The organism is Hymenobacter koreensis (genome assembly GCF_039541855.1).
GTDB classification, from domain to species: domain Bacteria; phylum Bacteroidota; class Bacteroidia; order Cytophagales; family Hymenobacteraceae; genus Solirubrum; species Solirubrum koreensis.
In genome coordinates, this window is the sequence record NZ_BAABHA010000002.1 from 19,213 (window position 1) to 41,404 (window position 22,192).

Below are 22,192 nucleotides of genomic sequence, written 5' to 3' on the forward strand. Positions count from 1 at the left end.
ATCGGAGGTTGCCCTTTCTGTGCATTCATCCGGCATCCAGGTGCTTACGCAGCTAGCAGCGGTGCTGCGGCGGCCGTTTGTGCTGGATGTACGGGCCATGGCGCTGTTGCGCATGGCTGTAGCCGTCATTTTGCTGACCGATTTAGCCATTCGCAGCACCGACCTCGAGGCTCACTACACCAACCTGGGAGTACTGCCGCTGCACGTGCTGTTTGAGCGGGCCTGGAATCCATACCAATTCTCACTGCACACCAGCAGTGGAATATGGGAAATTCAGGCGCTGCTGTTTCTGTTGGCGGCCGCGCTGGCCGTAGGGCTGCTGCTGGGCTGGCGCACCCGCTGGATGACCGTAGGCTCGTGGCTCATGCTGGTGTCGTTGCAAAACCGCAACCCCATGATTGCCCAGGGCGGCGACGATTTACTGCGCATGCTGCTGTTCTGGGGCATTTTTTTACCGTGGGGCCGGGTCTGGTCAGCTGATGCCCAGGGACAACCGGCGCTGCGGCAATACAGCCATTTTAGCGTGGCCACGGTTGCGTTTGTGGTGCAAATTGCACTGGTGTACGTGTGCACCGCCTTCCTGAAAAACGCTCCGGAATGGACCACCGAAGGCACGGCTATTTACTATGCTCTCAGCCTCGACCAAGTGCTAATGCCGGTCGGCCGCCTGCTGTACCCGCATTACGAACTGATGCGCTGGCTCACCCACCTCACGTACTACACCGAGCTGCTGCTGCCGGTGCTGCTGTTTATTCCGGTAGCTACTAACTTTTTCCGGCTGGTATTCGTGGTGGTGATGTTCGGTTTCCACATCGGCATCAGTCTTACGCTGTTTGTAGGCTTGTTTTTTCTGATCAGCTTCGCTGCGCTGGTGGGCCTGCTGCCTACACCGGCTATGAACTGGCTGGGCACAAAGTTTGGACCGGGGGTGCGGCGCGTGGCGGCGTACCTGCGGGAATGGGGGCAGCGGCTGCCGGGCTGGCTGGTACCGCTGCAGGTGCAAATGCAAGTGCAGTGGCATCCGCGCATTCCGGCGCACCCGCAATTTCGCCTGCTACCGGTCCTGCGCAACACCGTGCTGCTGGTGTTGCTGGCCTATACCGTGTGGTGGAACCTCGACGGCATTGTGACGCCGCGCTACACCATGCACCAGCCGCTACGCTGGTTTGGTTACCTGTTTCGCACCGATCAACACTGGGGCATGTTTGCGCCGGCCGTATTCAAAGACGACGGTTGGTACATTCTGGAGGGCCGCACCAACGACGGCCGCCTCGTGGACCTTTACCGCGGCGGCCGGCCGGTTACTTATGCCAAACCGGCCTCGGTAATGGCCCTGCACAAGAACGACCGGTGGCGCAAGTACTCCGAGAACTACCTGTTTATCGACAATGAATGGATGCGGCCGTACTACTGTAATTACATGCGGCGCATTTGGGAAAAAGACCCCAGCCACAAACCCCTGCGCCACCTCGATGTGGTCTACATGAAAGAAGTTTCTCTGCCCAACTACCAGGTGGAAGGTCCTACCCGGCAGGTGCTATGCGGCTGCGAACCATAAGCTCGAACACCTATTCTCCTGATTTTCGCTCCTCAACCCCCTTTCCTGCTATGACCGACAAAACCAACCTTCTCACGCCGCGCCCCACCCGCGCCTCTACCCCCGAGCTGCAGTTTGTGGCACCCGGCGTGTGGGGCCTGCGCAACGTGTTTGTGAACCTGTATTTCGTACGTCAGCAACCCAACAGCGGCTCCTGGGTGCTTATCGATGCCGGGCTACCGGGTGCAGCCGGTAAAATCCGGCACACGGCTGAAACTCTCTTCGGGGCCAATTTCCCGCCGGCCTCCATTCTGATGACGCACGGCCACTTTGACCACGCCGGCGCCCTGGAAACTTTGGCCGAATCCTGGGATGTGCCCGTGTACGCACACCCCCTGGAAATGCCTTACCTCACCGGTCGCTCCTCCTACCCCCCACCCGACCCCACTGTGGGCGGCGGAGCCATGGCAGCTTTGTCGTTTTTGTACCCCAAAAGTCCCTATAACCTCGGCAACCGAGTACAGGTGCTGCCCGCCGACGGCTCGGTGCCCGATTTGCCGGGCTGGCGCTGGTTGCACACGCCCGGTCACACGCCCGGTCACGTATCGTTTTTCCGCGAGCAAGACCGACTGCTGATTGTTGGCGACGCGTTTTGCACGGTGAAGCAGGAGTCGGCCATGGCCGTGTGGGAGCAGGAACAGGAGGTGCACGGGCCGCCCAAGTATTTCACCTGCGACTGGCACCAGGCGCGCCGCTCGGTGGAGCTTTTGGCTGGCCTGAAACCGGCGGTGGCAGCTACCGGGCACGGCATTCCCATGCGCGGTGCAGCCCTAGAAAAAGAGCTTGATGAACTTGCCCGGCACTTCGATGAGCTGGCGGTTCCCGCGCACGGTCGCTACGTGCCGCAGCCCGCCGTAGCAAACGAAGAAGGTGTAGTAACTGTGCCACCACCCGTTTTCGATGCCACCAACCCATGGCTGATTGGGGCGGCCACGGCCGCCGTGGGCCTAGCCGCTGCTGTGGTATACACGCAGCGCCGTAGCCGCTCGAATGGCACCAAGGCCCGCTACCGCCATTTGCAGCAGCGCAATCAGAACTCGATGGCCAGCAGTCAGCACGCCGTAGACGACCCGTTCGTACCCGACACCAACCCGCGGTATAGTTCTGACACAACGCTGTAACGGCAGCTTAAGCCTACAAGCCGGGCACTGCTCACCTGAAGCTAGGTGAGCAGTGCCCGGCTTGTCTTTTTAAATTTCCTCGCAAGCTTATAAAGTTACTCTGCCGGCATTAGACTGGGTCGGCATCGGGACCGAGCAGCAGGTCGCAGTACCAAAAGCCGGCTGCGAAAGGATCGGGCTGGGAGCGGTAACAGTCGTCCTTATCGGTGGAGGTGGCGTTGCCGGCGGGCTGGTACACGCGGCGCACCTTTTCGCTGCGCACTACCGGAATGGGCCGGCTGAAATACGGTGCGTCGTACACAAAGCTGTGGTACTCGCCGTTTTCGCCGCAGGCGTCAACTCCCGGCGGCAAGTCCCGCAGGAAGTCGCGGTCCAGCTCGCGGCCGCAAAAACTGGCGTCGAGGTGCTGCTCGTTGGTGCACACCACCACGGCCCGAAACCCGAGGTCGAAGAATTCGGCCAGCAGTTCTGCGGCGGGTTTGTGCCAAATAGGAAACGCGGCTTCCAGCCCCTGTTGGGTGAGTTGCTGCTCGCGGTAAGCGCGCAGGTCCTGTAGGTGCAGGTCGCCAAAAACCGACACCGTTACGTCGGCTTGCTGCTGCAAGGAGTGTAGCGAGGCCGCCATGCGCTGCTCGTATTCCGCCATCGAGGGCATTTCGGGCAGCCAAAGCGGCTGCAAGGGCAGCCCAATGCGTGCGGCCTGGGCGTGCAGCAGCTCGGGCCGCACGCCGTGCATGGCCACGCGCTGGTAATGCTCGTTGAGAGTGGTGAGCAGATGCGTAACCCGCAGCTGAGGGTTGCGGCGGGCGTGGTACAGGCAGAGGGCAGAATCTTTGCCTCCGCTCCAATGCTGAACGGCGTTTTTCAACGGGAATAACGAAGAAGTACACCGCAAATATGCTCCTGCGCAGGCAAAGAACTTGAGCTTCCTACCGCATCGTGGAGTAACCGTTAGCTGCTGCTGGGTAAGTATGCTTGATTCGGCTTCAGCCATAAACCGCCCGAAACGCGTATACCCCTCACGCTTCTACCATCACGCACCCAAACACTGTTTTTATTATGTCCCGATCTACCCGCGCGCTGTGGACGGCCGTGCTGCTGCTTCCCCTCATTGCCTGCGACCGTAACGCAAGCCCCGGCCTCGACACGATTAACGACGACTCTTTTGCCGAGGCCCCCCGCGCCAACCGCACCGACACCGACCGCGACAGTATTTCCGGCGGCGACGAGGCGTACGAGCCCGTAGGCACCACTTCGGGGGCGCGCTCTACTGCCGAAGCCGTTAGCTCGCAGCCCGGCGGCGACCCAAATACCTCCAAATACACCGAAACCGGCACCACCGACGGCACTTCCACCACCAGTGGCCGCAGCCTGACTCGGGAGAATACCACCGCCGGTGCCCAAGCCATTACCTCCGGCGACGGCACCACCGCCGGCAGCGGCAAAGCCCAGGGCCCCGGCCAAACCACTAGCGGCCGTGGTACGCTTAACAACGTACCGCGCGAAACCACAACCAACAACGCCCAGCGCGGCACCATGAATGGCCCGGGCCAAGGCACGCAAAACAACCAGAACAACAACCAAAACCAGACCGACTAACCGCTACCGGCGGCTCGTTCTACCAGCTCCGGCCCCCACGGCCGGAGCTTTTTTTGGGTCGTAGCCCGAGCCTTTAGCTCTTCGGCTGGGGCCCCTGCCCGGCGCGGGCGTAGGCAAACTCCGCCAGCGGCGTCACGCGGTGGTAGGCATCGAGGCCGGAAATGCAGGCGGCATCGGTAGCCGGCAGGTTCAGGGTGCCATCGGGGTTCAGAGCCGCTTCGGGAAGGTACACGTGGGCCACTTCGCCGATGAGCAGCACGGTGCCATTGCGCTCAATGGGCAGTTCGTCCACCAAACGCAGGCCAATACTAATGGGGCTTTCGGCTACGTAGGGCGCCGGAAAATTATGGCGGTAGCTGGCAGTAAAACCGCACTGCGCAAACTCCGACTCTTCTCGGGCAAAGTTAGCCGAGGTGTAGTGGGCCTCACCTACCAAACTGGCCGGCACGTGGTTGATGGTGAAGCAGCCCGTGGCCCGGATGTTTTCGTAAGTGTGGCGCGGCACGGTGGTGGGCCGGGTAACCATGCCCAGCAGGGCTGGGTCGGAGCCGAGGTGCAACACCGAGCTGAAAATGGCCAGGTTGGTGGCCCCATCCGGGGCAGCAGTACCAATGAGGTTGGCTGGTTTATAGCCCGGCAGCCCGTTTACCAGGTTTAGGCGAAACAGCTTATCGAAGGCCTTGATATCGGCGGCAGTAATGTGGCGCATGGCGTGAGGTTAAATAACGGTACAGGGACCGGGAAGCCGCTGTTTTGTTCAGTTGGAAATCAATGCTGCGCACGGTATTGGGCGTGAAGCGCCTTGGCTGTAACCCCAAAGGCTAACCGCGCTTTAATCTCTCAACGCCCTCTTAATCAATCAACAAATCAGAAAGTCGAATCCATAGAGAGTTCTTGACAGGATTATGGTTTTCTAATCCGTAATCATCTAAGCTGCGCTCAAACAACACCAGTACCCTTCCATCGAAATTCTCATTCGCATCAATGGCTTTTCCACTTTCGCCTATTAGTTGCCAGTAGTTTTCCCGTGCATCTACATCTGGATCAGCCACTAGTGTCCCCAGAAAAGACATCATTCTCACCCTTACTTCCTTCATGATATTCCGGCTTTACCGTTGTTCTACAGTATAAATACGGTGTTTAACCCGCAAGATTTCGACTCCACTTTACCCAGCGAATTCGCACGTCTTGGAAATATTTCAGGAAATCCAACCACGCTCTTATTCACAGGCCATCAGTATAGATCCGTGTTTTTAATTCCGGATACGCAAAAAAGCCTTTCGGGCGGCCATAAGCTGGCTTTCCGAAAGGCTTTTCCGTGCTACGTAGTTACTACTGTTTGGCGGCCCAGGCGTCCATTTTACGCTCCAGCACGGCCAGCGGCATTACCCCGTCTTTCAGCAGCTCGTCGTGAAAGTTGCTGATGTTAAACTTGGTGCCCAGTTGTTGCTCGTACTTGCGGCGTAGCTCCTGAATTTTCAGAGCGCCGGTTTTGTACGACAATGCCTGGCCGGGTATGGCCATGTACCGCTCAATTTCAGCCGTGGCGCCCTGCTCGCTGATGGCCTCGTTATCCATCATGTACTTGATGGCTTGTTCGCGGGTCATGTTGCGGGAGTGCATGCCGGTATCCACCACCAAACGAATGGCGCGGTGAATCTCGTCGCCGAGGGCACCCATGTACTGGTAGGGGTCGGTGTAAAGGCCGAGCTCCTTGCCCAGGCTTTCGGTATACAAAGCCCATCCTTCGCCCATGGCGCCGTACCACGCAAACCGGCGGAACTTGGGCAGGCTCTCGTTTTCCTGCTGCAGCGAAATTTGGTAATGGTGGCCGGGAATGGCTTCGTGCAGGAACAGCGACTCCATGCCCGAGGTGGTGTTAAACGTTTTGGCGTCGAGAATGGGCACGTAGAAAATGCCCGGGCGCGAGCCGTCGGGGCTGCCCTGGTTGTATTCGGCCGACGCGGAAGCGGCCCGGAACGCCTCGGTCTGGCGAATCTCGAACGGCGTTTTGGGTGTGCGCCCGAACATCTTCTTCAGGTTCGGATCAATCTTCGTTTGAATAGCCCGGAACGCGCTCAACACCTGCTCGGGTGTTTTGTAGGGCATGAACTTCTTGTCGTTCTTCAAGTAGGTGAAAAACGCGTTCAAGTCACCTTTAAAGCCTACGGAGTTCTTCACGCGCTCCATTTCGGTGCGAATGCGCTTCACCTCGGCCAGGCCGGTTTGGTAAATCTCGTCGGGGGTTTTGTCGGTGGTGGTCCAGCTCTTTACGTAGTAGCGGTAAATTTCTGGGCCGCCGGGTACAGCGGCAATGCCGGTACTAGGGCGCGCTTTCGGCAGATACTCGGTTTGCAGGAACTGGCCCAGGCGGCGGTACGTGGGCACCAGTTCGTTCATGATGGCCGTTTTGTAGGCTTCCGTCAGGCGTTTCTTATCGGCCTCGGCCATGCCCGCCGGAAACTTGTTGATGGGGCCATAGAACAAGCTCTTCGTGGGGTCCGTCACCACCAAGTCGTTCATCTGGGGAATCATTTTCTGGACCAGCGGACGAGGCAGCACCACCCCAGCGCGCATGCCGCGGCGCATGTTGCTGATGGCCGTATCGGCCCACACCGAAAAGCCGCGTACCCGGCCCAGCCAGTTGTCGTAATCCTCGGCAGTTTTAAAGGGCTGAATACCCTCGCCCGAGCCGTATTGGCCCATGCTGATGGGCAGGCCCCAGAACTGCTGGTAGGGTATCATCCACGTGTTCAGCTTCAGGCCTTCCAGCTTGCTTTGCAAGTCGTACTGAAAGATGTCGTAGCTAATCTTGTCGTTGTCGGAAAGCGTTGAGCGGTCGAAACGCTGAAGCTGATCCAGGTACTTCTGGTAGTACTGCTGCAGGCCCTGGCGGAAAGCCTGGGTTTGGTCGTTGGGCAGTTGGTCGTTGTAGCGGTTGTCGCCCTGGGCGGTGGCTTCCAGCGGGAATAGCTTGCTGTTTTCTTCCCAATACGCCTCAAACACGCCCGACAGGTTTTGGGCCGGGGCGGCTTCGGCGGTGGCACTGGTTTTCGCGTCGGAATTCGCTTCGGTTTGGGCAGACTGCGAGCAGCTCACCAGCAGAGTCGCAGCCAGCGCACCGGCCGCGAGGGTTCGTTTTTTCATGGAACGGGAAAGAGTAAGGGCGTTGCTGTGCCGCTAAAACTAGCAGGTTTAAGCGTGGAAGAACAATGCTATTGTTCCGAAAGCTGCATGCCTGTGCGGCGCGGCACAAAAAAGCCCGCCCGATGGGTATCGGGCGGGCTTTTGCAAGGCGTTTGGCGCCAAACGCTTCGGTTATTCAAGCATCATGAACTTGCGGCTCACGGTACCTTCGGTGGTAATGGCCTGCACAATGTACACGCCGTTACCGGTGCGCTGCAGCGGAATCTGACGAACAAAGGAGCCGGTGTTGTCTTCGTTAATGTTTTCGGTGTAAAGCACGCGGCCCATGCTGTCCATTACCCGCAGGGCTTTGCACGGGGCGCTGGCCTGCATTTCCACGTTCAGCTGCCCGTTACGGCCGTAGGCCTGCAGTTCGTTGCTGGTGATGCGGCCGGCCTGCACCGCTAATACAGCCGAGTGGGTAAAGGTACCGTCGCGGTCGATCTGCTTGAGGCGGTAGTAGCTGGTGCCCCCTACCGGGCGACGGTCGGCAAAGGTGTAGTTACGGCGGCTGCTCGATTCACCAGCGGCTTCTACCGTGGAAATGGTTTCGAAGGCTTTGCCATCGGCCGAACGCTCTACGTTAAACGAGGCCGAGTTTTTCTCCTGCGCGGTAGCCCAGTTCAGCAGCACCTGCTGGTCGGCGTAACGAGCGGTAAAGCTGATCAGCTCCACGGGCAGCGGGGCGCGGCAGCCGTTTACCGTAATGGCTTCCTGAACGCGGGTGTTGCACTCCAGGCGGCTATCTTCGGGGTCGGTCGAGCAGTTAGAAACGGGGTTACCTTCTACGCACACCCGCAGGCCGGGGCCAAACAAGCCGTTCAACGAACCGTTGCCCTGGGTGAGCACGCAACCACTGATGCTGAGCGTACCCGTACCAATGAGGCTGGGGTTGCCCTGGCGCACCACCAAGTTGCCATCCACGTCTACCACGGCGCCAGCTTCCACCTCAATGTTCGACTGGTTGGCCAACGAAAGGTTACAAGCCGTGCGCAGCACGCCGCTGCTGGCTACGTCCACATCGGCTTTGTAAAAGCTGGCAGTGGTTACCTGCAAAAGACCGTTTACTTCGAGGCGCACCTCATCGGCACCTTGCTGCTGACCGAAGGCCAGCGCGCGGCCTGCTTGATCTTCCACCAGCGAAGCGCCGGCGTTGATAACCAACCGGCCCTGGTTGCCGGCTACGGAGTAGTTACGGTCGAGGCGCACGGCCGAGGCAATAACTACGATGCTGTTGTTGTCGTCCTGTCCGTTGCGCTGCACGCGGTTGGTGGGTGTCATGAAGCCGCCATGGTTGCCGGTAACCACCCACGTGTTTGGGTCGCTCCAGTTACCGCCCCCAGGCTTGGAGGTGTAGGTGGCCTGGGCCTGTACCGAAGACATGCCGCAGAAACCGAATACGAAAATTAGGACGAAAGAAAGTAGCGTGGTTTTCATGGAAGTAGTCGTTTGGAAAAACATTTAATGCAAATGCTGGCTTTTCTTACGATTACTTATAAATTGCGGACGAGCCATTCGGCCTTAAAACCGAATAGCTTATATTTATGTATATAATTATTATATTATTTGACTTTCTTCACTAGCTGAAGTCCAAACTCGATCAGTGTCGTTTAAAAACAGTATTAAATTGAACTATAACAAGTGGCTTTAGCCATATATTCGCCATTATTTTCTTTCTAGGCCGCTGCATTTTTTTTCTCGAAGGGTACTTCATTCCCTTGCTGGTGCTGTGGTGAAGTCTGTACTGGTGGTGCAACTTTCCTGCGAAAACGCAATAAATGCACCCGCTTGAGGCTTAAAACACCTTCCAAATTGGCTGCTCAACGGAGGTTCTGGCTACGCACCGCTACTCCTGTTTTAGCACTTGAACCAGCTTTTACCAGCGCGTAACCACGCCGGTTAGCTCATCACTTTCGGCCTCAATACCGAGTGGCCAGGCTGATACCAAGTCTGCAGCCGCGGGCCCGCTGCCCGCCCACACTCCAGCCCTGTTTCGCCAGACCAACTCCAGCCTTACTGCCCTTGCAGGTTGAACTGGTTCATTTCGCTACGGATACGCAGCTACGGGCCGCTCCACTGTTGCGCGGTGGGTCCAGTCGGCACCTGCGGGCACAGCACCAACCCGTGGCTGGTTACCACCGGTGCGCACGATGTGTCACAAGCTGATAGTTAGCTGCTCCAAACGCGGTAAACAGCCATGTGAGCTTCGGGGCAAGCACCGGTTACCAACTCTTAGCTCAGGATTTCTTCTTGTGGTCTTTCAAGTAAACCTTGGCTTCCCGGTATTCAATGGCTTTGCGGTCTTCCCACTTGTCTTCCACCACGGCATAATAACGCGCCGCCGTTGCCGGGTCTTTCTCCTTGTCGGCTATGCGGGCCAGGTTCAGGTGAGCGTAGAGGTAGAAACCGGTGCTGGTTTCGCCGGTGGCTTCGGCAAACACGATGCTGCGCTGGTAATACTCTTTGGCGCGGGCCAGGTCTTCGTACTTACGGTGCATGAGCGAGCCGAGAAAGTACGTGGCGTATTTACCGCTGATGCTTTCGTAGCCGGGGTACCCGCGGTTGAGCTTGTCGAGGATTTCGCGGCTTACCCGCTCGCACTCGTTGAAGTTGCCGAGGTTGTAGGAAACCAGGGCGTAAAAGCGCTGGAAGAAGCCATTATCGGGGTAGCGGTTAGCGAGGTATTGCGCCATGGGCAGGGCCTCGGCCGGCTTTTCCTCGGTGTTCATGTAAATTTTCATCAGGAACACCCTTGCCTCATTGCCGGTGTAAAACCCGTTGTCGGCCACGCTTTTGAGCTGCTTCAGGCCCAGTTCGCGGTTACCCCTGGGAAAGAACAGCAGCACGGGGCGCAGCAACGGGTAATTGTCGCTGATCCAGGGCGCGTAGTAGTTCATGAGGGCCTGCCCGAAAAGGAACTCGGGGCTGAGGCCGTTGGCTTCCTGGCTTTTCTCGAGGTAAGCCAGCGCCCGTTTGCTGCTGACGGTGGCCTTGCGCCAGTCTTTACGCTCGGCGTGCAGGCGGGCGTCGAACCCGTAGGCGGCCGAAAGGAAAAAACAGGCCTCGTAGTTGCGGTTATCGAGGCGGTACTGGGCCTCGCCTTTGGTAATGGCCGAGTCCATGTAGGCAAAGAAGACTTTGTCGTACTGCCGACTGTTGATGTTGCTGGGCATGATTTTCCACCACTGGCTCAGGCCCAGCAAAAAGTAAGGCATGGGGTGGTTGGGGTAGCGCCGCTTCAGGGACCGAAATTGCTTTTCGGCCTTGTCGTACTTGAAGTTGTAAAGGTTCTGCACCGCTCCGTCGAGCTCCAACTGAATGTCCTTGTCGAGCAACAGCCAGCCCTTGGTATCGGCGGCCTGGGGGGCTACGTCTACGTTATCGAGCTGAATGTTACGAATGGGCGCCGCCTTCCGGGTGGTATCGGGCTGTTGGGCGTAGGCCCGGCCCGGAAAGATCAGGCTCAGGGAAATTCCCCACAGGAACAGCAAAAGGTAGCGCAAGTGGCAGATCATGTATCGTTCAGCTAGAGAAACAAGACGCTGTTTGTCACTGGTTTGTTGCCAACGGGTTAGAACCGATTGAACAATAACCTTAAACATAGAGGTTCAGATTTTCACGGCGGCCGTTTTGCCCAAAGCAACAATAGGCTTGTACCACGGGTTTAACGGCATTCTGCGCGGCAACGTGTGCTCTACCGTCAGCACCGGCCGCTGCCCGAAATTTCCGGTACGGCGGCTTGCGTCCACCGGCCGTATGCGTTTACTACTTCTTCTTTCCTCTTACTCATGCAAGATCTAACCAACAAAGTGGCCCTAGTAACCGGGGCCGGAAAAGGCATTGGCCGCGCTGTAGCCCTAGCTCTGGCGGCCGAAGGCGTACACGTGGGCCTGCTGGCCCGCACCGAAGAGCAGCTGCGCGAAGTAGCCGCCGCGGTAACAGCCCTGGGCGTGAAAGCCGCCGTGGTTACGGCCGACGTGGCCGATATGTCGGCCGTTACTGACGCCGTGGAGCAGGTGCGGCAGCAGCTTGGCCCCATTGATATTCTTATCAACAACGCCGGCACCGCCGCGTTCGGTAAGTTTCTGGAGTTGGAGCCCGCCGTCTGGGAAAACATCATTCGGGTGAACCTGATGGGCACGTACTACGCCACGCGGGCCGTACTGCCCGGCATGATAGAGCGGCAAACCGGCGACATCATCAACATTAGCTCCACGGCAGGTAAAACCGGGGCGGCCGTTACCAGCGCCTACAGCGCCTCGAAGTTTGCCGTGCTGGGACTCACCGAGTCGTTGATGCAGGAAGTGCGCAAGCACAACATTCGCGTGTCGGCGCTTACGCCCAGCACCGTGGCCACGCCCTTAGCCGCCGAGCTGAAGCTCACCGACGGCAACCCCGAGAAAGTAATGCAGCCCGAGGATCTGGCCGAACTGATTATTGCCCAGCTGAAGCTTAACCGCCGCGTGTTTCTGAAGGAAGCCGGTTTGTGGAGCACGAACCCCTAGTTCCTGGCCAAGGAGTTGGGTAGGGCTGCAGGCTCAGCAGTAATGAAGGTAGTAGACCGGAAGCAGTGCCGATAAATACGGAGCAAATTCAGTAGTTGCGCGCCTCATTTTCAGGGCTGAACGTGTATACCTAACCTCAACGGTTCCGTATACGACCCAGCCCGCGGCTTTTGCGGCGCGGGTACTACGCTCTATCCCTCTTTTCCATGACCAAAAACATCCCTCAACCCATTACTGCCGCACCGCAGGGCTTGCCCCCGGCCCGGCCCAACGACCCACTTCGCTCGCCTCGCCCGCGCAAGGCCCACCAGCCCGGCCACGGCGAGGAAGCCCCGGCTCCCGAACGCAGCCAGCCCGCCTTTGCGGCCGGCCGCTGGTGCTAACTCCTGCTAGTTGATATTAGCCAGGTAGCAAAACAGGTTCCCGGGTTACCAACCCACTTACTATGCAAGCCATAACAGGCGGCCGCCCACCCGGCAACACGCTAGTTCTTCAAAGCCCGGCCTCATGGCCGGGCTTTTTTTGTTATCGGCCCTGGGCAACGGCAGACTGGGTTACCTCAAACGTAAAACGGCAATTACCGGATAGGCCCGTATTGGCTAGTCCCTGAATCAAAACCACGTATTTACCGGCCTCGTCACTCGTGTAAAAATCCACTTGCTGAGTTGTACTGGCAGCAGTTATTACTGCCGGATTCCAGTAGAGCAGTTGCCGCAAGTCTGGCAGGCGGCTTTGCATTTGCTGCTCCGTCTCGTAGCGCGGGGCATAGAACTCTCGTTCTTGTTGTAAGCCCTCATACGCCTGCATCAAAGCCCGTGGGTCGGGTACTTGGCCGGCCATGTCGCCTTGGTAGGAGACGTAGCTAACGAGCCCGTTGAACATCAGGCCGTGATGCAGGTATCGGCCCGTTAATACCTCCAGTCTCTGCACTTTCAGCGGATCGGTTTTCATCACCACATTGGTATCGAAAAAAGGTACGCCGTCGATCAGCACTATCGGGTCATCGTTGAAAAACGCCCGGTTAACTGGGTCGGCTACCATAAAATGAAACCCATCTTTCCGGATGCGAACCTGCACACCGGGTACGTACTCGCGCATTACTTCTTCCATCACCTTGAACCTCGTGAAATCATCGAGTCGGTACCGTTCGTTAGGCTGGCCGAAGAAAGCGGTGCTCTCAGTGGCGGAAGACGGCGATATGCCTCGCTGCGGCCGGAGGTAGGCGTTCTGGATTTGCATGCGCAAATGGCGTTGCGTCAGATCCGGTCGGTATTGTTCGGTCATCTGCCACGCTCCAGGCCATGGCCGGGCGTACTCGGTTGAGAAAGGGTTAATGATATCGAAGCGATACGTGCTGTCGCGTCGGGTATTGGTTTGCAGCACGATTTGCTTGGGACCGTAAAAATTTCGGGTTTCAAACCCAATAGTTCCATCGGGCTTGCTGACGGCGCTATACAAATTCACCGCCCGGCCAGGCGAAGCCAAAAACGCAGCTATGCCTGCCGCAGGCACGCCCGAGTCTTTCAGCACCCGGCCCTGAATAAGATGACCGTTCAGTTCCGCCACGTGCATTGGCGGGGCAACGTTGGCCAGGATCTTTTCCCAACTGAACCGGCGCCAACCTTGCGTAAGCATGAGGTTGTCGGCAGCTTCGCGGGTTTGCTCGTCTTCGCTTTGCAGGTAGTAGCTGGGGTTTTCGACTAAGCCTCGCAAGTCGGAAGTAAGCCAGAGGTAGCTGCCGATGTCGGGTGGCGAAGCAGCGTCCAGCGAGTCCAATCGGTACACCGCCACGGAGAGGTGGGCAGGAGCAGCCGGGCCAAGCATACCGGCGGCACTCACGTTCAGTCTTACCTTCTCACGGGTGCTGTACCGCGCTTTGTCAGTCGCAGCGGTAATTACCAGCTGATTTTGAGGCCGCCGGAAGTATAGCCGTTCACACACGGGCCGCTGCTGCCCATTGAAAAGCGTGAAATGCAAAATTCCCTCCGGCAAGCTGGTGCGCTGTAGCACTAGTTGCCCCCGTCCTTCAGCCAGTTGTATGCTTTTGGCCACTACAACTTGTTGCCCGGCGTGCCCCAGCACGTACACTTCCTCGTTGGTTGCGTCAGACGTATTAGCGGCGATAGTCAAGCGCAACTCCGAAGGGTTGGGCTGATCTGCGCTTAGCACGTACCCATGCTCGTACACTGCCGGCGCACGGCGGGTAAGCGTTTCTTGGTTGGGCAGCTTCACAACAGCCGTGTAGCCGTTACCTACTGTTGTAGGCGTGAAAGTAAACCGGCCCATACCAAACCTTAGCGTTTTGAACCGCGCCACTACTTGTCCTTGCGCGTCCAGCAAAGTTCCTTCAGCAGGCAGCCCGCGGCCATCTTTGCCGGTTATTTTGAATGCTACCGTAGCCGGAAGCCCCCGCACCAGGTTCCCGCCTTCAGGAAAGAACTGCACATCGACTGCCGCCGAATCGGCGGGTGCTGCGGGTAGGGTTGCCGCGAACGTGTTGACCACCGCCACGCTGCTGTGGTAGTAATATTCGGGGCCGAAGTTCTTCATCCAGTTCGTGTAGGCCCGCAGTGTGTACTTGCCCGAGGGCAACGTAGCCGGCAACTGAAGAGAACCGTACCCCATGGCATTCCGAAGCTCAATTTTAGCCTGCAGCACCGGGGTTTGTTTGCCGTCGAGCAATTCTACGTAGGCCACTTTGCTCAGTGGTATCGGCTTGTGGCGCGTTCCTATGGCGGCGTACAGTTTAAACCACAGTTGGTCGCCGCTTACGTACTGGCTGCGGTCTATGTGCATAAACAGCTTTTCGTGAACGTCACGCTTGGCGTATTGTTCAAATGCCTTGTGAATGCCAGGCGCAGCCGGTTCCTGGGCCTGAGCGGGCGAAACAGCCCCCAGAGCCACGAGCGCAGCAATCCAGCAACCTCGCAACTTCCAGCTGCCCGAACCCGACAGTGCCGAGGCTACCTGTTGATTGATTTTCATGCCGATGCTAAAAAGGCCAGAATAGCGGGCGTACGTTGGTGCCGCGCAGGCGGCAATCCACGCATATGGGCGTTCCGGCAATAGCAAAAACGGGGCTTCCATCTGTAGCCTGTAGAACATCAACCGGGATGTAGCCCGATGCTAGGCCGGAAAAGCCCCCGGCACCATTCGCCATAATGGTGTCAGTGGTGCAATTTGTGTATTCAGTGTCCTCGGGGCGGAAGTCCAGGCCAAGCTCGGGCTTGGCAATAAAGAGGCGTTTCTCGGTTACTGAGTGGGCTCCGACGAAGCCCAACGCTACTGCGCCCGGCTCGGAAAGGCAGCGGATATTGCCTTGCACCTGAGCAGGTAGCGGGTCGAAGAGCGTGCCCAGATTTTCGGTCGAATTGCGCAGCTGTTCCCAGTAAGCGTACTCTTCGGGCGTCTGCGCGTACTGACGTACCAAGATGCTGTAGCGGTAGCGTAGCTTGATTGAGTTGAAAGGCAATTCTAGGAGCGTGAAATTGGACACCACGTCCTCGGCCAGGCGGGTGGTGTTAGTCAGCCGAATACTAGCGTTGCTCTGTGTGCGCCAGCACCGCCAGATGTTGTCGCGCCGCCGCCGCACCTGGCCATTTACGTACTCCCACTGCGAGAAGTATGCCGAGGTAAACTCCCATGTCTCATCGGCGCTCCAGCGGTAATAGCGGGTTTGGTTGCTCGCGTCGCGGGAACTGATGTTGATTTCCAGGCCCTGTTCGTTGCGCCTCCAAGTCAAGGCCTCTATCTCGGGCGTGGTTTTGACGGGCACGTATTCTGAGGCGTAGATACGGCCCGCACGCGTGACCATGTGCAGCCGGTAGCGCCGGTCCGCGTTCAGGCGCAACGCGGCCGATTCGTAGATGCCGGACATGCCTTCGGTCAGCGGGTATCGCACCCCACCCTCCTGCTCGATATGCAAGCGCGCGCCTGCCTCAACAGGCGGTGCCCCTTGCGTGCGCAGGCCGAGCGTCCGGCTGAGCCGAATCTTGCTCACGCCCTGACTGTTGATGAAGCCGTCGACCACCAGCAAGTCCGTGGCAGCCTCCTCTACCTCCGGTTCAAACGGCTCAATGCAGCCGCTCAGCACCAGCATCAGCATCCACGCCAGCGCTTTGCTCCAGATCAAGAAGTATTGCTTGCAGTTCATATCAGAACTTGAAGTTGTATGTGATGGTCGGAATCGGCCGACCGAAAACGGACAGCTTATACCCCCGAATGACGCCGCCCTCGGCTCGGTAGTAAATCGAAAACGGGTTGCGGCGGCCCGTCAGGTTGTACACGCCTACGGTCCAGGAGCTATGAGCTAGCTTTTTCACTTTATGATTACCCTCGATGTTCAGGGCCAGATCGGCGCGGTAGTAATCCGGAACTCGGTAGGCATTGCGGTCAGAATAAAGCACGCGCATGGAGTTGCCCACGTAGTACCGGGCCAAGGGCAGCGTGATGGGCCGGCCGGTACTGTAAGTCAAGTTCAGCGAAGTGCTGAAACGGCGGCTGAAGCGGTAGTTGCCCACCATCGTCGCGTCGTGTGGCTTGTCGAAATTGCTGGGGTAGTACTGCCCGCCATTGATCATCTCAGAGGTTGTGCCACTGTTCACGCGCACCAGCGAGCGGGAATATGTGTAGCTCAGCCAGCCGTTGAGCTTGCCGGTGGTCTTACGCAACATTACTTCCGCGCCGTAAGCCTTGCCCTCGGCGTTTACGAGGTCGGTTTCGATGTGGCGATTAAGCACCAGCTGGGCACCGCCTTTGTAGTCGACGAAGTCTTTCAGGTCTTTGTAGTACACCTCCACCGACGTCTCGATGACATTGTTGCGGAAGTTGCGGTAGAAGCCCAGCGCTACCTGGTCGCCCAGCTGCGGACGAATATGCGTGTCGCTCAGCTTCCAAACATCCGTTGGCGACATGGAGGCCGTGTTGGAAAGCATGTGGATGTACTGCCGCGTGCGGTTGTAGCTGGCCTTTACCGATGCGTTGTCGGTTAAGGCATATTTCACCGAAGCCCGGTACTCTGGGCCACCGTATGTAGCCTGTACCTGCCCGTTGCCATAGCGCACGGTATCAACAACGGTGGCTTCGGAGCGAGGGCCGCCGGGTGCGTAGCGCCGCACGTCGCCGGGCCCAAGTGCGTGGTAGAAGGAATAGCGCAAGCCCAGGGCCACCGACAGGCGAGGCGTGAGGTCGATGCGGTCGGAAAGATAAACCGCGCTTTCCAGGCCCTGCTCGCGGCTCAGCACCTCCCGCTTGATTAGCGACTCATCCCCAACGGGGAGCAGACTGCCGGGCTCGATGCGGTAACGCACCGTGCTGAGACCAAACTCCAAAGAATTCTTGGGGTTGAGGTAGTAGTTAAAATCGAGTTGCGCGTTAGCCTGATTCAGGCCAAAACCAAGCACGGAGGCATTTACCGGGTTTTTCTCACTGCTAATATCATAGGCGTAATGGCTGTAGGCTGCCGTTGCTACGCCGTAGAACCGGTTGTTGAAGATGTGCTTCCACTTCATGCTCGCGTTCCGATTTACGTAACCGTAGGTTGTATCGGAAGCCAGTTTAAACTTGTCGCGACTGACGTAGCCCGTCAGGAACAAGGTATTTTGGGCGTTTAGCTCGCTGCTGGCGTGCCCGCTCAAATCATAAAACGAGGCGGAGCTTTCGCGGAAGCTACCGTTGGGCAACCGGTGCAAAATCCAGTCGGAGTACGATGAGCGTCCGCTAACAATAAACGATGCCTTATCGGCCACAATGGGGCCTTCCAGCGTCAGGCGGCTGGTGAGCGGCCCGATGCCTCCTGTGGCCTCAAACTTTTTCCGATTGCCTTCGCGGGTGGCAATGTCCAGCACCGACGAGAGGCGGCCGCCGTACTTGGCCGGGATGGCACTCTTGTAGAGTTCCACCGATTTGAGCATGTCGGGGTTAAAGGCCGTAAAGAAGCCAAACAAGTGCGCCGGGTTGTATACCGTTGCGTCGTTGAAGAGGATCAGGTTCTGATCGGTAGCCCCGCCGCGCACGTTCAGGCCGGTACTACCCTCCCCCACCGACTTCACGCCCGGCAGCGTGAGCACCACGCGTAGCAGATCGGCTTCGCCAAAGGCAGTGGGCACTTGTCGGATGGTTTTGATGTCTAGCCTTTCCAAGCCCATTTGCATCCCGGACACGTTCCGGTCCTTCTCGGCTTCAATTATGACTTCCCTCAGCGGGGTAACGTCTTCCTCCACCTCAATCTCCAGCTTGCCATCGTTGTGCAGCAGCACGGTGCGTTTGGTATTCTTGACCCCAATGCCGCGCACCAACACCACGTGGCGGCCTAGCGGCAATGTGAGCGAGTAATAGCCAAACTGATCGGTGGCGGCTCCTACGGCCGGCGACTCCACGTACACAGTGACTCCGGTTACGGGCTCTCCGGTTTTGCTGTCGCGTACATGGCCGGCCACGGTAGCTTTGCCGCTGCTGTTAGCCCCTCGTCCAATTTCATAGACTTGGCTATCGGGGGGGCGGCGGGTTTTAGGCCGATTGAGGCCGTCGAGCGGGTCATCATTGGTAGCAACGGAGACGTTACCCTCCGGCCTGAAAAATGCCGCAGGCAGTTCCGTCTGAATGGCTCGGCCGGTGGTGATGAACACGCGCAGATCGGCATCGATGGCGTAGTAAAGCCCGCTTTGTCCGAACACGGTCGTCAGCACGGCCGGCAACGGCTGCCGGTCGGCCACGAGGGTTACCCGAATGCTGTCCACGGTAGCAGGCTCGAAGTAAAAGCGATAGGGCGTTTGGCTTTCCACCGCGCGTGCAAACTGCTCGAATGTGACGCCGTTGAACTGCCCGCTAATCAGCGGCGGGTTGCCTTGTTGCTGCGCTAATGCCAGCCGTGCACTACCGAGCAGGAGCCATATCCACAGCCAGTGCCATACTGTTCCTCGGCGCTTAACGCCGGTGTTTGTATTGTCTGTCAGCCTCATTGTTACCGTGCACTAGCTTTGGCCAAACCGGTGTAGTACACGGCTAGATGAAAGGCGGCAATGGCCCGTCCTTGTGAATTGAATTTGAGGTTGTGTTCCTTGATGTAGTTTTTCAACTCCTGCCGGTAGTCACCGAACGCGGCTAGTACTGAGCTTTTGCTGGTTATGGGATGATACGTTCCGTTCTTAAGCAGATAATAAGAGTCCACATTTCGGAAGTCAATTCGGGTCACCTCACGCCCAACTATTTTTTGACTCAACTTAGTACGCCTGGCCAGCACCTGCAGCTTGTCGTTATTTGCGAAAAGCAGTTCATAGAAGCCAGTACGCAGGTTGTTGCTAGCCGCAGTATCTGGCACTACCACCCGCACGAAATGGCGTCCATTAATAGTAAAACGGCTAACCTTTTCACCGACTAAGGCGAACTTGGTTGCGTCACCATAATTACTGGTTACCAGCACATCATACCGAATGTCGTAGAGCAGCGGCACGTCAGCAAAGTAGTACCCATCGTACTCCACGTTCCCCATCACCTCTTTGGCATCAATAAAGAACGGATGCGTTGGGTTGGTGGGGGGTACGTAGCTTAGATACTGCGGCCCGTTATAGAGGGCAATGCTGGCACCTAGTTTGCCGCTGTAGTGCTGGCGAACATACTGGACGGCTTCGGCCAACAGGCTGGAATCGGCGGGTAGAGCTTGCGCCGCTGCGCGGTTGCCAAGCGCCATCATTGGCAATAGCACACAACCAGTAAGTAAACGTTTATTCATGTGTAGCTATTACAAACCCATTCATCAATTGGAATCTTTGATTGCCGCAGGGCGGCCTGGCAAGCAGAACAGTGCGCAAAGTAGCCTTGTTATCCAGAACCAAACAGCTCCGGGGCGTAAACCTCACCAAAGAGAACCATCTGCAATTTAGGGTTGCTTTTCCTGCAATAGTTTGTCTTGTATGTATCGTGCCGTTACCTGGTAAGCTTACCACCCAGTTATGGCGGAGGGAATTGCGTTACCGTATTCCGACGAAAACGACTTCCTATATCATTAAAAAATTTGGTCTAGCAATCAGGATGCCCGCTGCGGCCTGCGCAACGCTCCAAACGGAGCCAAGCTGGTGGCCTTGCCCAAGCACAACCTCGACCGAACCGCATACCACACGCCCTAACAGGCGGCTGCCCACCCTCGGCGCGCCAGTTCTGCAAAGCCCGGCCTCATGGCCGGGCTTTTTGTTTGCGCTGAGGCGTTTAGCGGCGCCCGTTGCCGAAGGCGCTAACCTCTGTCGTTAGTGCCCGTACCTGTGCACGGTATTACCCCATTCATGCACCACCTCATTTACGTTAGCACCGCCGCCCAGCCGTTATCGGCCGAGGAGTTGCAGGCTATTTTGCTGCACGCCCGCCATAAAAACGCTCGTTACCACATTACCGGCGTTATGCTTTACCACGAAGGGCGCATTATGCAGCTGCTGGAAGGCGAGGAAGCAGCCGTGCGCTACCTCTATGCCCAAATTGAGCAGGACCCGCGCCACGTGGGCGTGGTAAAGCTGGCCGACGAAGCCATTCCGGCGCGCAACTTTGCGCAGTGGCACATGGCTTACTGGGAAGTAACCGCCACCGATTTTGCTTACGCTGCCGGCTACATTCCGCTGCAGGAGTGGGCGCCACCGCCCGGCCGTCTCAGCGAACAGGACACCTTGCTTCTTGAAGCATTGCGGGCATTTGTGCTGCCGGAAATGGTGTAAGTAGCTGTTTGTGTTTTGCCCAAGGAGCTACCAGCCTTTTGCTGAGCGAACCGCAGGCCGCCGTTATGCCTGATCGAAGCGTAGAACTCGAGTATGCTCTGAGGAGCAGCAGGCCTAATTTCCACCGCTGTGTACACTTAAAGGAAAAGCGAAGACTGCGCCCCTCGGAAATAGAAATTAAGTGTAATGGGCAGCAGATATATCCATAAATTAATATTTAAAATAATTTTAATTACATTAATCATTCTTTAATTCACAATCCTTGCTTACTTTCCCTTACGCTTACAGTCGTTTGTTCGACTCACTGTTGCTCTCGTTCCCTGCCGCCAATACTTCCCGCTACTACCTGCTTATGCTATGGCTGCTTCCATCCACCCATCTGCTGTTTTGCCCTGCTCCGACGCCACCCGGAATAATGAGTTTCTGCTAAGCGTTTGTGTGCCTACCTATCACAGACCTCAATTGTTGGCGCGTGCCTTAAAATCCATTGGCCCCTTACCACCCGAGGTGGAGGTAGTAATATCCGATAACTCCACCAACGACTTAAGCGGGGAGGTAACCCAACTGGTTATGGACGAACAGCCAACTCAACGCTGGCGCTATTTCCACAACCCGCCAGGCGGTACCCTCATTGGCAACTGGAATGCCTGCGTGGAACGTGCCAGGGGGCATTACGTGCTCATGCTGCACGATGACGACTACCTTTTGCCCGGTGCTATAAGCAAACTCGTAAGCACGCTGCAGGCCGCACGGTCCCGGTACGAAGCGGTACTGTTTGGGGTACAGGTGGTAAACGAACACGAACGCGTGCAGCACCGGCAAACCGTGTCTACGGCCCATTTCCTTCACCGCAGCTTAGCAACTCAAAAACTACTCACGAATTCCTCCTTCGTGCGCATGCCAGCTATGGTTGTAAGCCGGCGGGCATACGTGGAGGCCGGCATGCTCGATCCGGTGCAAGATGGCACCGGCGACCTGGACATTTGGCTGCGCGTGTGCTCTAAGCACGGCCTGTACCGGGTACCCATTACCACGGCAGCCTATACGGTGCACAATGGCGCGGTAACGGCCGGCATGTTTCAGGCCCAAACCATCAGCCAGCTGCTTCGCATTTTTAACCGTGCGGCCGAGCAGCAGCTGTTGTCGCCGCCGGAGCTGGAAACAGCCAGGGCCCGTTTTTTCCACCAGTTTGTACTAGCTGGAACGCTGCGCTCCATGCGCAACCGCAACCTTAAGCGTGCCCGCCAGGTACTCGATCTGTTGAAACATCCGGAGTTGAGCCATTTAGGCCTGTCGCTGCGCTGGTTACCGCTGCGCCTGTGCTTCTTTGTGCTTACGCGTTTTGTGCAGGACGAGTAGACCAAATTTACAGCTCAGCAGCCTGGTATTTAAGAACAGCCTATCAGCATTGGCACGGCTACTTAAGAGGCTGTTGGCAGCGGTTAGAAGTCGTTAAAGCGCATGAAGTTCAGTAGCAGCAACGCG

Annotated in this window: 17 protein-coding genes; 7 read left to right on the forward strand and 10 right to left on the reverse strand. The window is 57.5% G+C overall.

The window, feature by feature from the left end; genetic code table 11:
- Positions 1–19 precede the first annotated feature (19 nt).
- Together ABD903_RS03030 and ABD903_RS03035 are read left to right on the forward strand one after the other, a co-directional pair.
- On the forward strand, positions 20–1,558 hold the full coding sequence (locus tag ABD903_RS03030) for an HTTM domain-containing protein (protein WP_345221279.1): 1,539 nt from the start codon (positions 20–22) through the stop codon (positions 1,556–1,558).
- A gap of 50 nt (positions 1,559–1,608) precedes the next feature.
- A complete protein-coding gene (locus ABD903_RS03035; protein ID WP_345221280.1) occupies positions 1,609–2,718 on the forward strand; it encodes an MBL fold metallo-hydrolase in 1,110 nt (369 codons plus the stop codon).
- A gap of 109 nt (positions 2,719–2,827) precedes the next feature.
- Here the strand turns inward: ABD903_RS03035 and ABD903_RS03040 are convergent, their stop codons facing one another.
- Positions 2,828–3,586: a Dph6-related ATP pyrophosphatase gene (locus ABD903_RS03040; protein WP_345221282.1), complete on the reverse strand. Its 759-nt coding sequence runs from the start codon at positions 3,584–3,586 to the stop codon at positions 2,828–2,830.
- 191 nt (positions 3,587–3,777) lie between these two features.
- On the opposite strand from ABD903_RS03040, the gene ABD903_RS03045 reads away from it, so the two are divergent.
- Positions 3,778–4,317: a hypothetical protein gene (locus ABD903_RS03045; RefSeq protein WP_345221284.1), complete on the forward strand. Its 540-nt coding sequence runs from the start codon at positions 3,778–3,780 to the stop codon at positions 4,315–4,317.
- A 73-nt stretch (positions 4,318–4,390) separates the two neighbouring features.
- On the opposite strand, the gene ABD903_RS03050 is transcribed toward ABD903_RS03045, so the two are convergent.
- The 5 genes from ABD903_RS03050 to ABD903_RS03070 form a co-directional block, all read right to left on the reverse strand.
- A complete protein-coding gene (locus ABD903_RS03050) occupies positions 4,391–5,026 on the reverse strand; it encodes a flavin reductase family protein (RefSeq protein WP_345221286.1) in 636 nt (211 codons plus the stop codon).
- A 142-nt stretch (positions 5,027–5,168) separates the two neighbouring features.
- The gene (locus ABD903_RS03055) at positions 5,169–5,414 is read right to left on the reverse strand and encodes a hypothetical protein (RefSeq protein ID WP_345221288.1); all 246 of its coding nucleotides are present in this window, start codon (positions 5,412–5,414) and stop codon (positions 5,169–5,171) included.
- Positions 5,415–5,649: 235 nt separating this feature from the next.
- Positions 5,650–7,464, reverse strand: coding sequence for a DUF885 domain-containing protein (locus ABD903_RS03060; RefSeq protein WP_345221290.1), 1,815 nt, complete (start codon positions 7,462–7,464; stop codon positions 5,650–5,652).
- A 171-nt stretch (positions 7,465–7,635) separates the two neighbouring features.
- The gene (locus ABD903_RS03065; RefSeq protein WP_345221292.1) at positions 7,636–8,940 is read right to left on the reverse strand and encodes a T9SS type A sorting domain-containing protein; all 1,305 of its coding nucleotides are present in this window, start codon (positions 8,938–8,940) and stop codon (positions 7,636–7,638) included.
- Positions 8,941–9,740: 800 nt separating this feature from the next.
- Entirely contained in the window at positions 9,741–11,018 is a 1,278-nt protein-coding gene (locus tag ABD903_RS03070) for a tol-pal system protein YbgF (RefSeq protein WP_345221293.1), read from the reverse strand.
- Positions 11,019–11,291: 273 nt separating this feature from the next.
- Here ABD903_RS03070 and ABD903_RS03075 point away from each other — a divergent pair, with 273 nt between their 5' ends.
- Both ABD903_RS03075 and ABD903_RS03080 read left to right on the forward strand, forming a co-directional pair.
- The gene (locus ABD903_RS03075; RefSeq protein WP_345221295.1) at positions 11,292–12,008 is read left to right on the forward strand and encodes a 3-ketoacyl-ACP reductase; all 717 of its coding nucleotides are present in this window, start codon (positions 11,292–11,294) and stop codon (positions 12,006–12,008) included.
- A 206-nt stretch (positions 12,009–12,214) separates the two neighbouring features.
- Positions 12,215–12,391 (forward strand): hypothetical protein, encoded by a 177-nt coding sequence (locus ABD903_RS03080; protein WP_345221297.1) that lies wholly within the window; start codon positions 12,215–12,217, stop codon positions 12,389–12,391.
- Positions 12,392–12,533: 142 nt separating this feature from the next.
- Here the strand turns inward: ABD903_RS03080 and ABD903_RS03085 are convergent, their stop codons facing one another.
- The 4 genes from ABD903_RS03085 to ABD903_RS03100 are packed head-to-tail and all read right to left on the reverse strand — an operon-like array spanning position 12,534 to position 19,737.
- The gene (locus tag ABD903_RS03085) at positions 12,534–14,993 is read right to left on the reverse strand and encodes a hypothetical protein (protein ID WP_345221298.1); all 2,460 of its coding nucleotides are present in this window, start codon (positions 14,991–14,993) and stop codon (positions 12,534–12,536) included.
- 7 nt (positions 14,994–15,000) lie between these two features.
- Positions 15,001–16,161 (reverse strand): DUF4249 domain-containing protein, encoded by a 1,161-nt coding sequence (locus ABD903_RS03090; RefSeq protein ID WP_345221300.1) that lies wholly within the window; start codon positions 16,159–16,161, stop codon positions 15,001–15,003.
- A 1-nt stretch (position 16,162) separates the two neighbouring features.
- Positions 16,163–18,967 carry a TonB-dependent receptor gene (locus ABD903_RS03095; RefSeq protein ID WP_345221301.1) on the reverse strand — a complete coding sequence of 935 codons (2,805 nt, stop codon included), beginning with the start codon at positions 18,965–18,967 and terminating at the stop codon, positions 16,163–16,165.
- Positions 18,968–18,969: 2 nt separating this feature from the next.
- Entirely contained in the window at positions 18,970–19,737 is a 768-nt protein-coding gene (locus ABD903_RS03100; RefSeq protein WP_345221302.1) for a hypothetical protein, read from the reverse strand.
- A 547-nt stretch (positions 19,738–20,284) separates the two neighbouring features.
- On the opposite strand from ABD903_RS03100, the gene ABD903_RS03105 reads away from it, so the two are divergent.
- Complete coding sequence (locus ABD903_RS03105; RefSeq protein WP_345221304.1) at positions 20,285–20,707, forward strand: BLUF domain-containing protein; 423 nt, start codon at positions 20,285–20,287, stop codon at positions 20,705–20,707.
- Between the two features lie 357 nt (positions 20,708–21,064).
- Positions 21,065–22,066 (forward strand): glycosyltransferase family 2 protein, encoded by a 1,002-nt coding sequence (locus ABD903_RS03110; RefSeq protein ID WP_345221305.1) that lies wholly within the window; start codon positions 21,065–21,067, stop codon positions 22,064–22,066.
- Positions 22,067–22,192 lie beyond the last annotated feature (126 nt).

What these genes read in the sequence shown, in the direction of transcription:
- ABD903_RS03110 (WP_345221305.1), top strand. Translation starts at nt 21,065, where the DNA reads ATGGCTGCTTCCATCCACCCATCTGCTGTTTTGCCCTGCTCCGACGCC.
- ABD903_RS03050 (WP_345221286.1), bottom strand. Translation starts at nt 5,026, where the DNA reads ATGCGCCACATTACTGCCGCCGATATCAAGGCCTTCGATAAGCTGTTT.
- ABD903_RS03105 (WP_345221304.1), top strand. Translation starts at nt 20,285, where the DNA reads ATGCACCACCTCATTTACGTTAGCACCGCCGCCCAGCCGTTATCGGCC.
- ABD903_RS03055 (WP_345221288.1), bottom strand. Translation starts at nt 5,414, where the DNA reads ATGAAGGAAGTAAGGGTGAGAATGATGTCTTTTCTGGGGACACTAGTG.
- ABD903_RS03060 (WP_345221290.1), bottom strand. Translation starts at nt 7,464, where the DNA reads ATGAAAAAACGAACCCTCGCGGCCGGTGCGCTGGCTGCGACTCTGCTG.
- ABD903_RS03080 (WP_345221297.1), top strand. Translation starts at nt 12,215, where the DNA reads ATGACCAAAAACATCCCTCAACCCATTACTGCCGCACCGCAGGGCTTG.
- ABD903_RS03090 (WP_345221300.1), bottom strand. Translation starts at nt 16,161, where the DNA reads ATGAACTGCAAGCAATACTTCTTGATCTGGAGCAAAGCGCTGGCGTGG.
- ABD903_RS03045 (WP_345221284.1), top strand. Translation starts at nt 3,778, where the DNA reads ATGTCCCGATCTACCCGCGCGCTGTGGACGGCCGTGCTGCTGCTTCCC.
- ABD903_RS03075 (WP_345221295.1), top strand. Translation starts at nt 11,292, where the DNA reads ATGCAAGATCTAACCAACAAAGTGGCCCTAGTAACCGGGGCCGGAAAA.
- ABD903_RS03070 (WP_345221293.1), bottom strand. Translation starts at nt 11,018, where the DNA reads ATGATCTGCCACTTGCGCTACCTTTTGCTGTTCCTGTGGGGAATTTCC.
- ABD903_RS03035 (WP_345221280.1), top strand. Translation starts at nt 1,609, where the DNA reads ATGACCGACAAAACCAACCTTCTCACGCCGCGCCCCACCCGCGCCTCT.
- ABD903_RS03100 (WP_345221302.1), bottom strand. Translation starts at nt 19,737, where the DNA reads ATGAATAAACGTTTACTTACTGGTTGTGTGCTATTGCCAATGATGGCG.
- ABD903_RS03085 (WP_345221298.1), bottom strand. Translation starts at nt 14,993, where the DNA reads ATGAAAATCAATCAACAGGTAGCCTCGGCACTGTCGGGTTCGGGCAGC.
- ABD903_RS03095 (WP_345221301.1), bottom strand. Translation starts at nt 18,967, where the DNA reads ATGAGGCTGACAGACAATACAAACACCGGCGTTAAGCGCCGAGGAACA.
- ABD903_RS03065 (WP_345221292.1), bottom strand. Translation starts at nt 8,940, where the DNA reads ATGAAAACCACGCTACTTTCTTTCGTCCTAATTTTCGTATTCGGTTTC.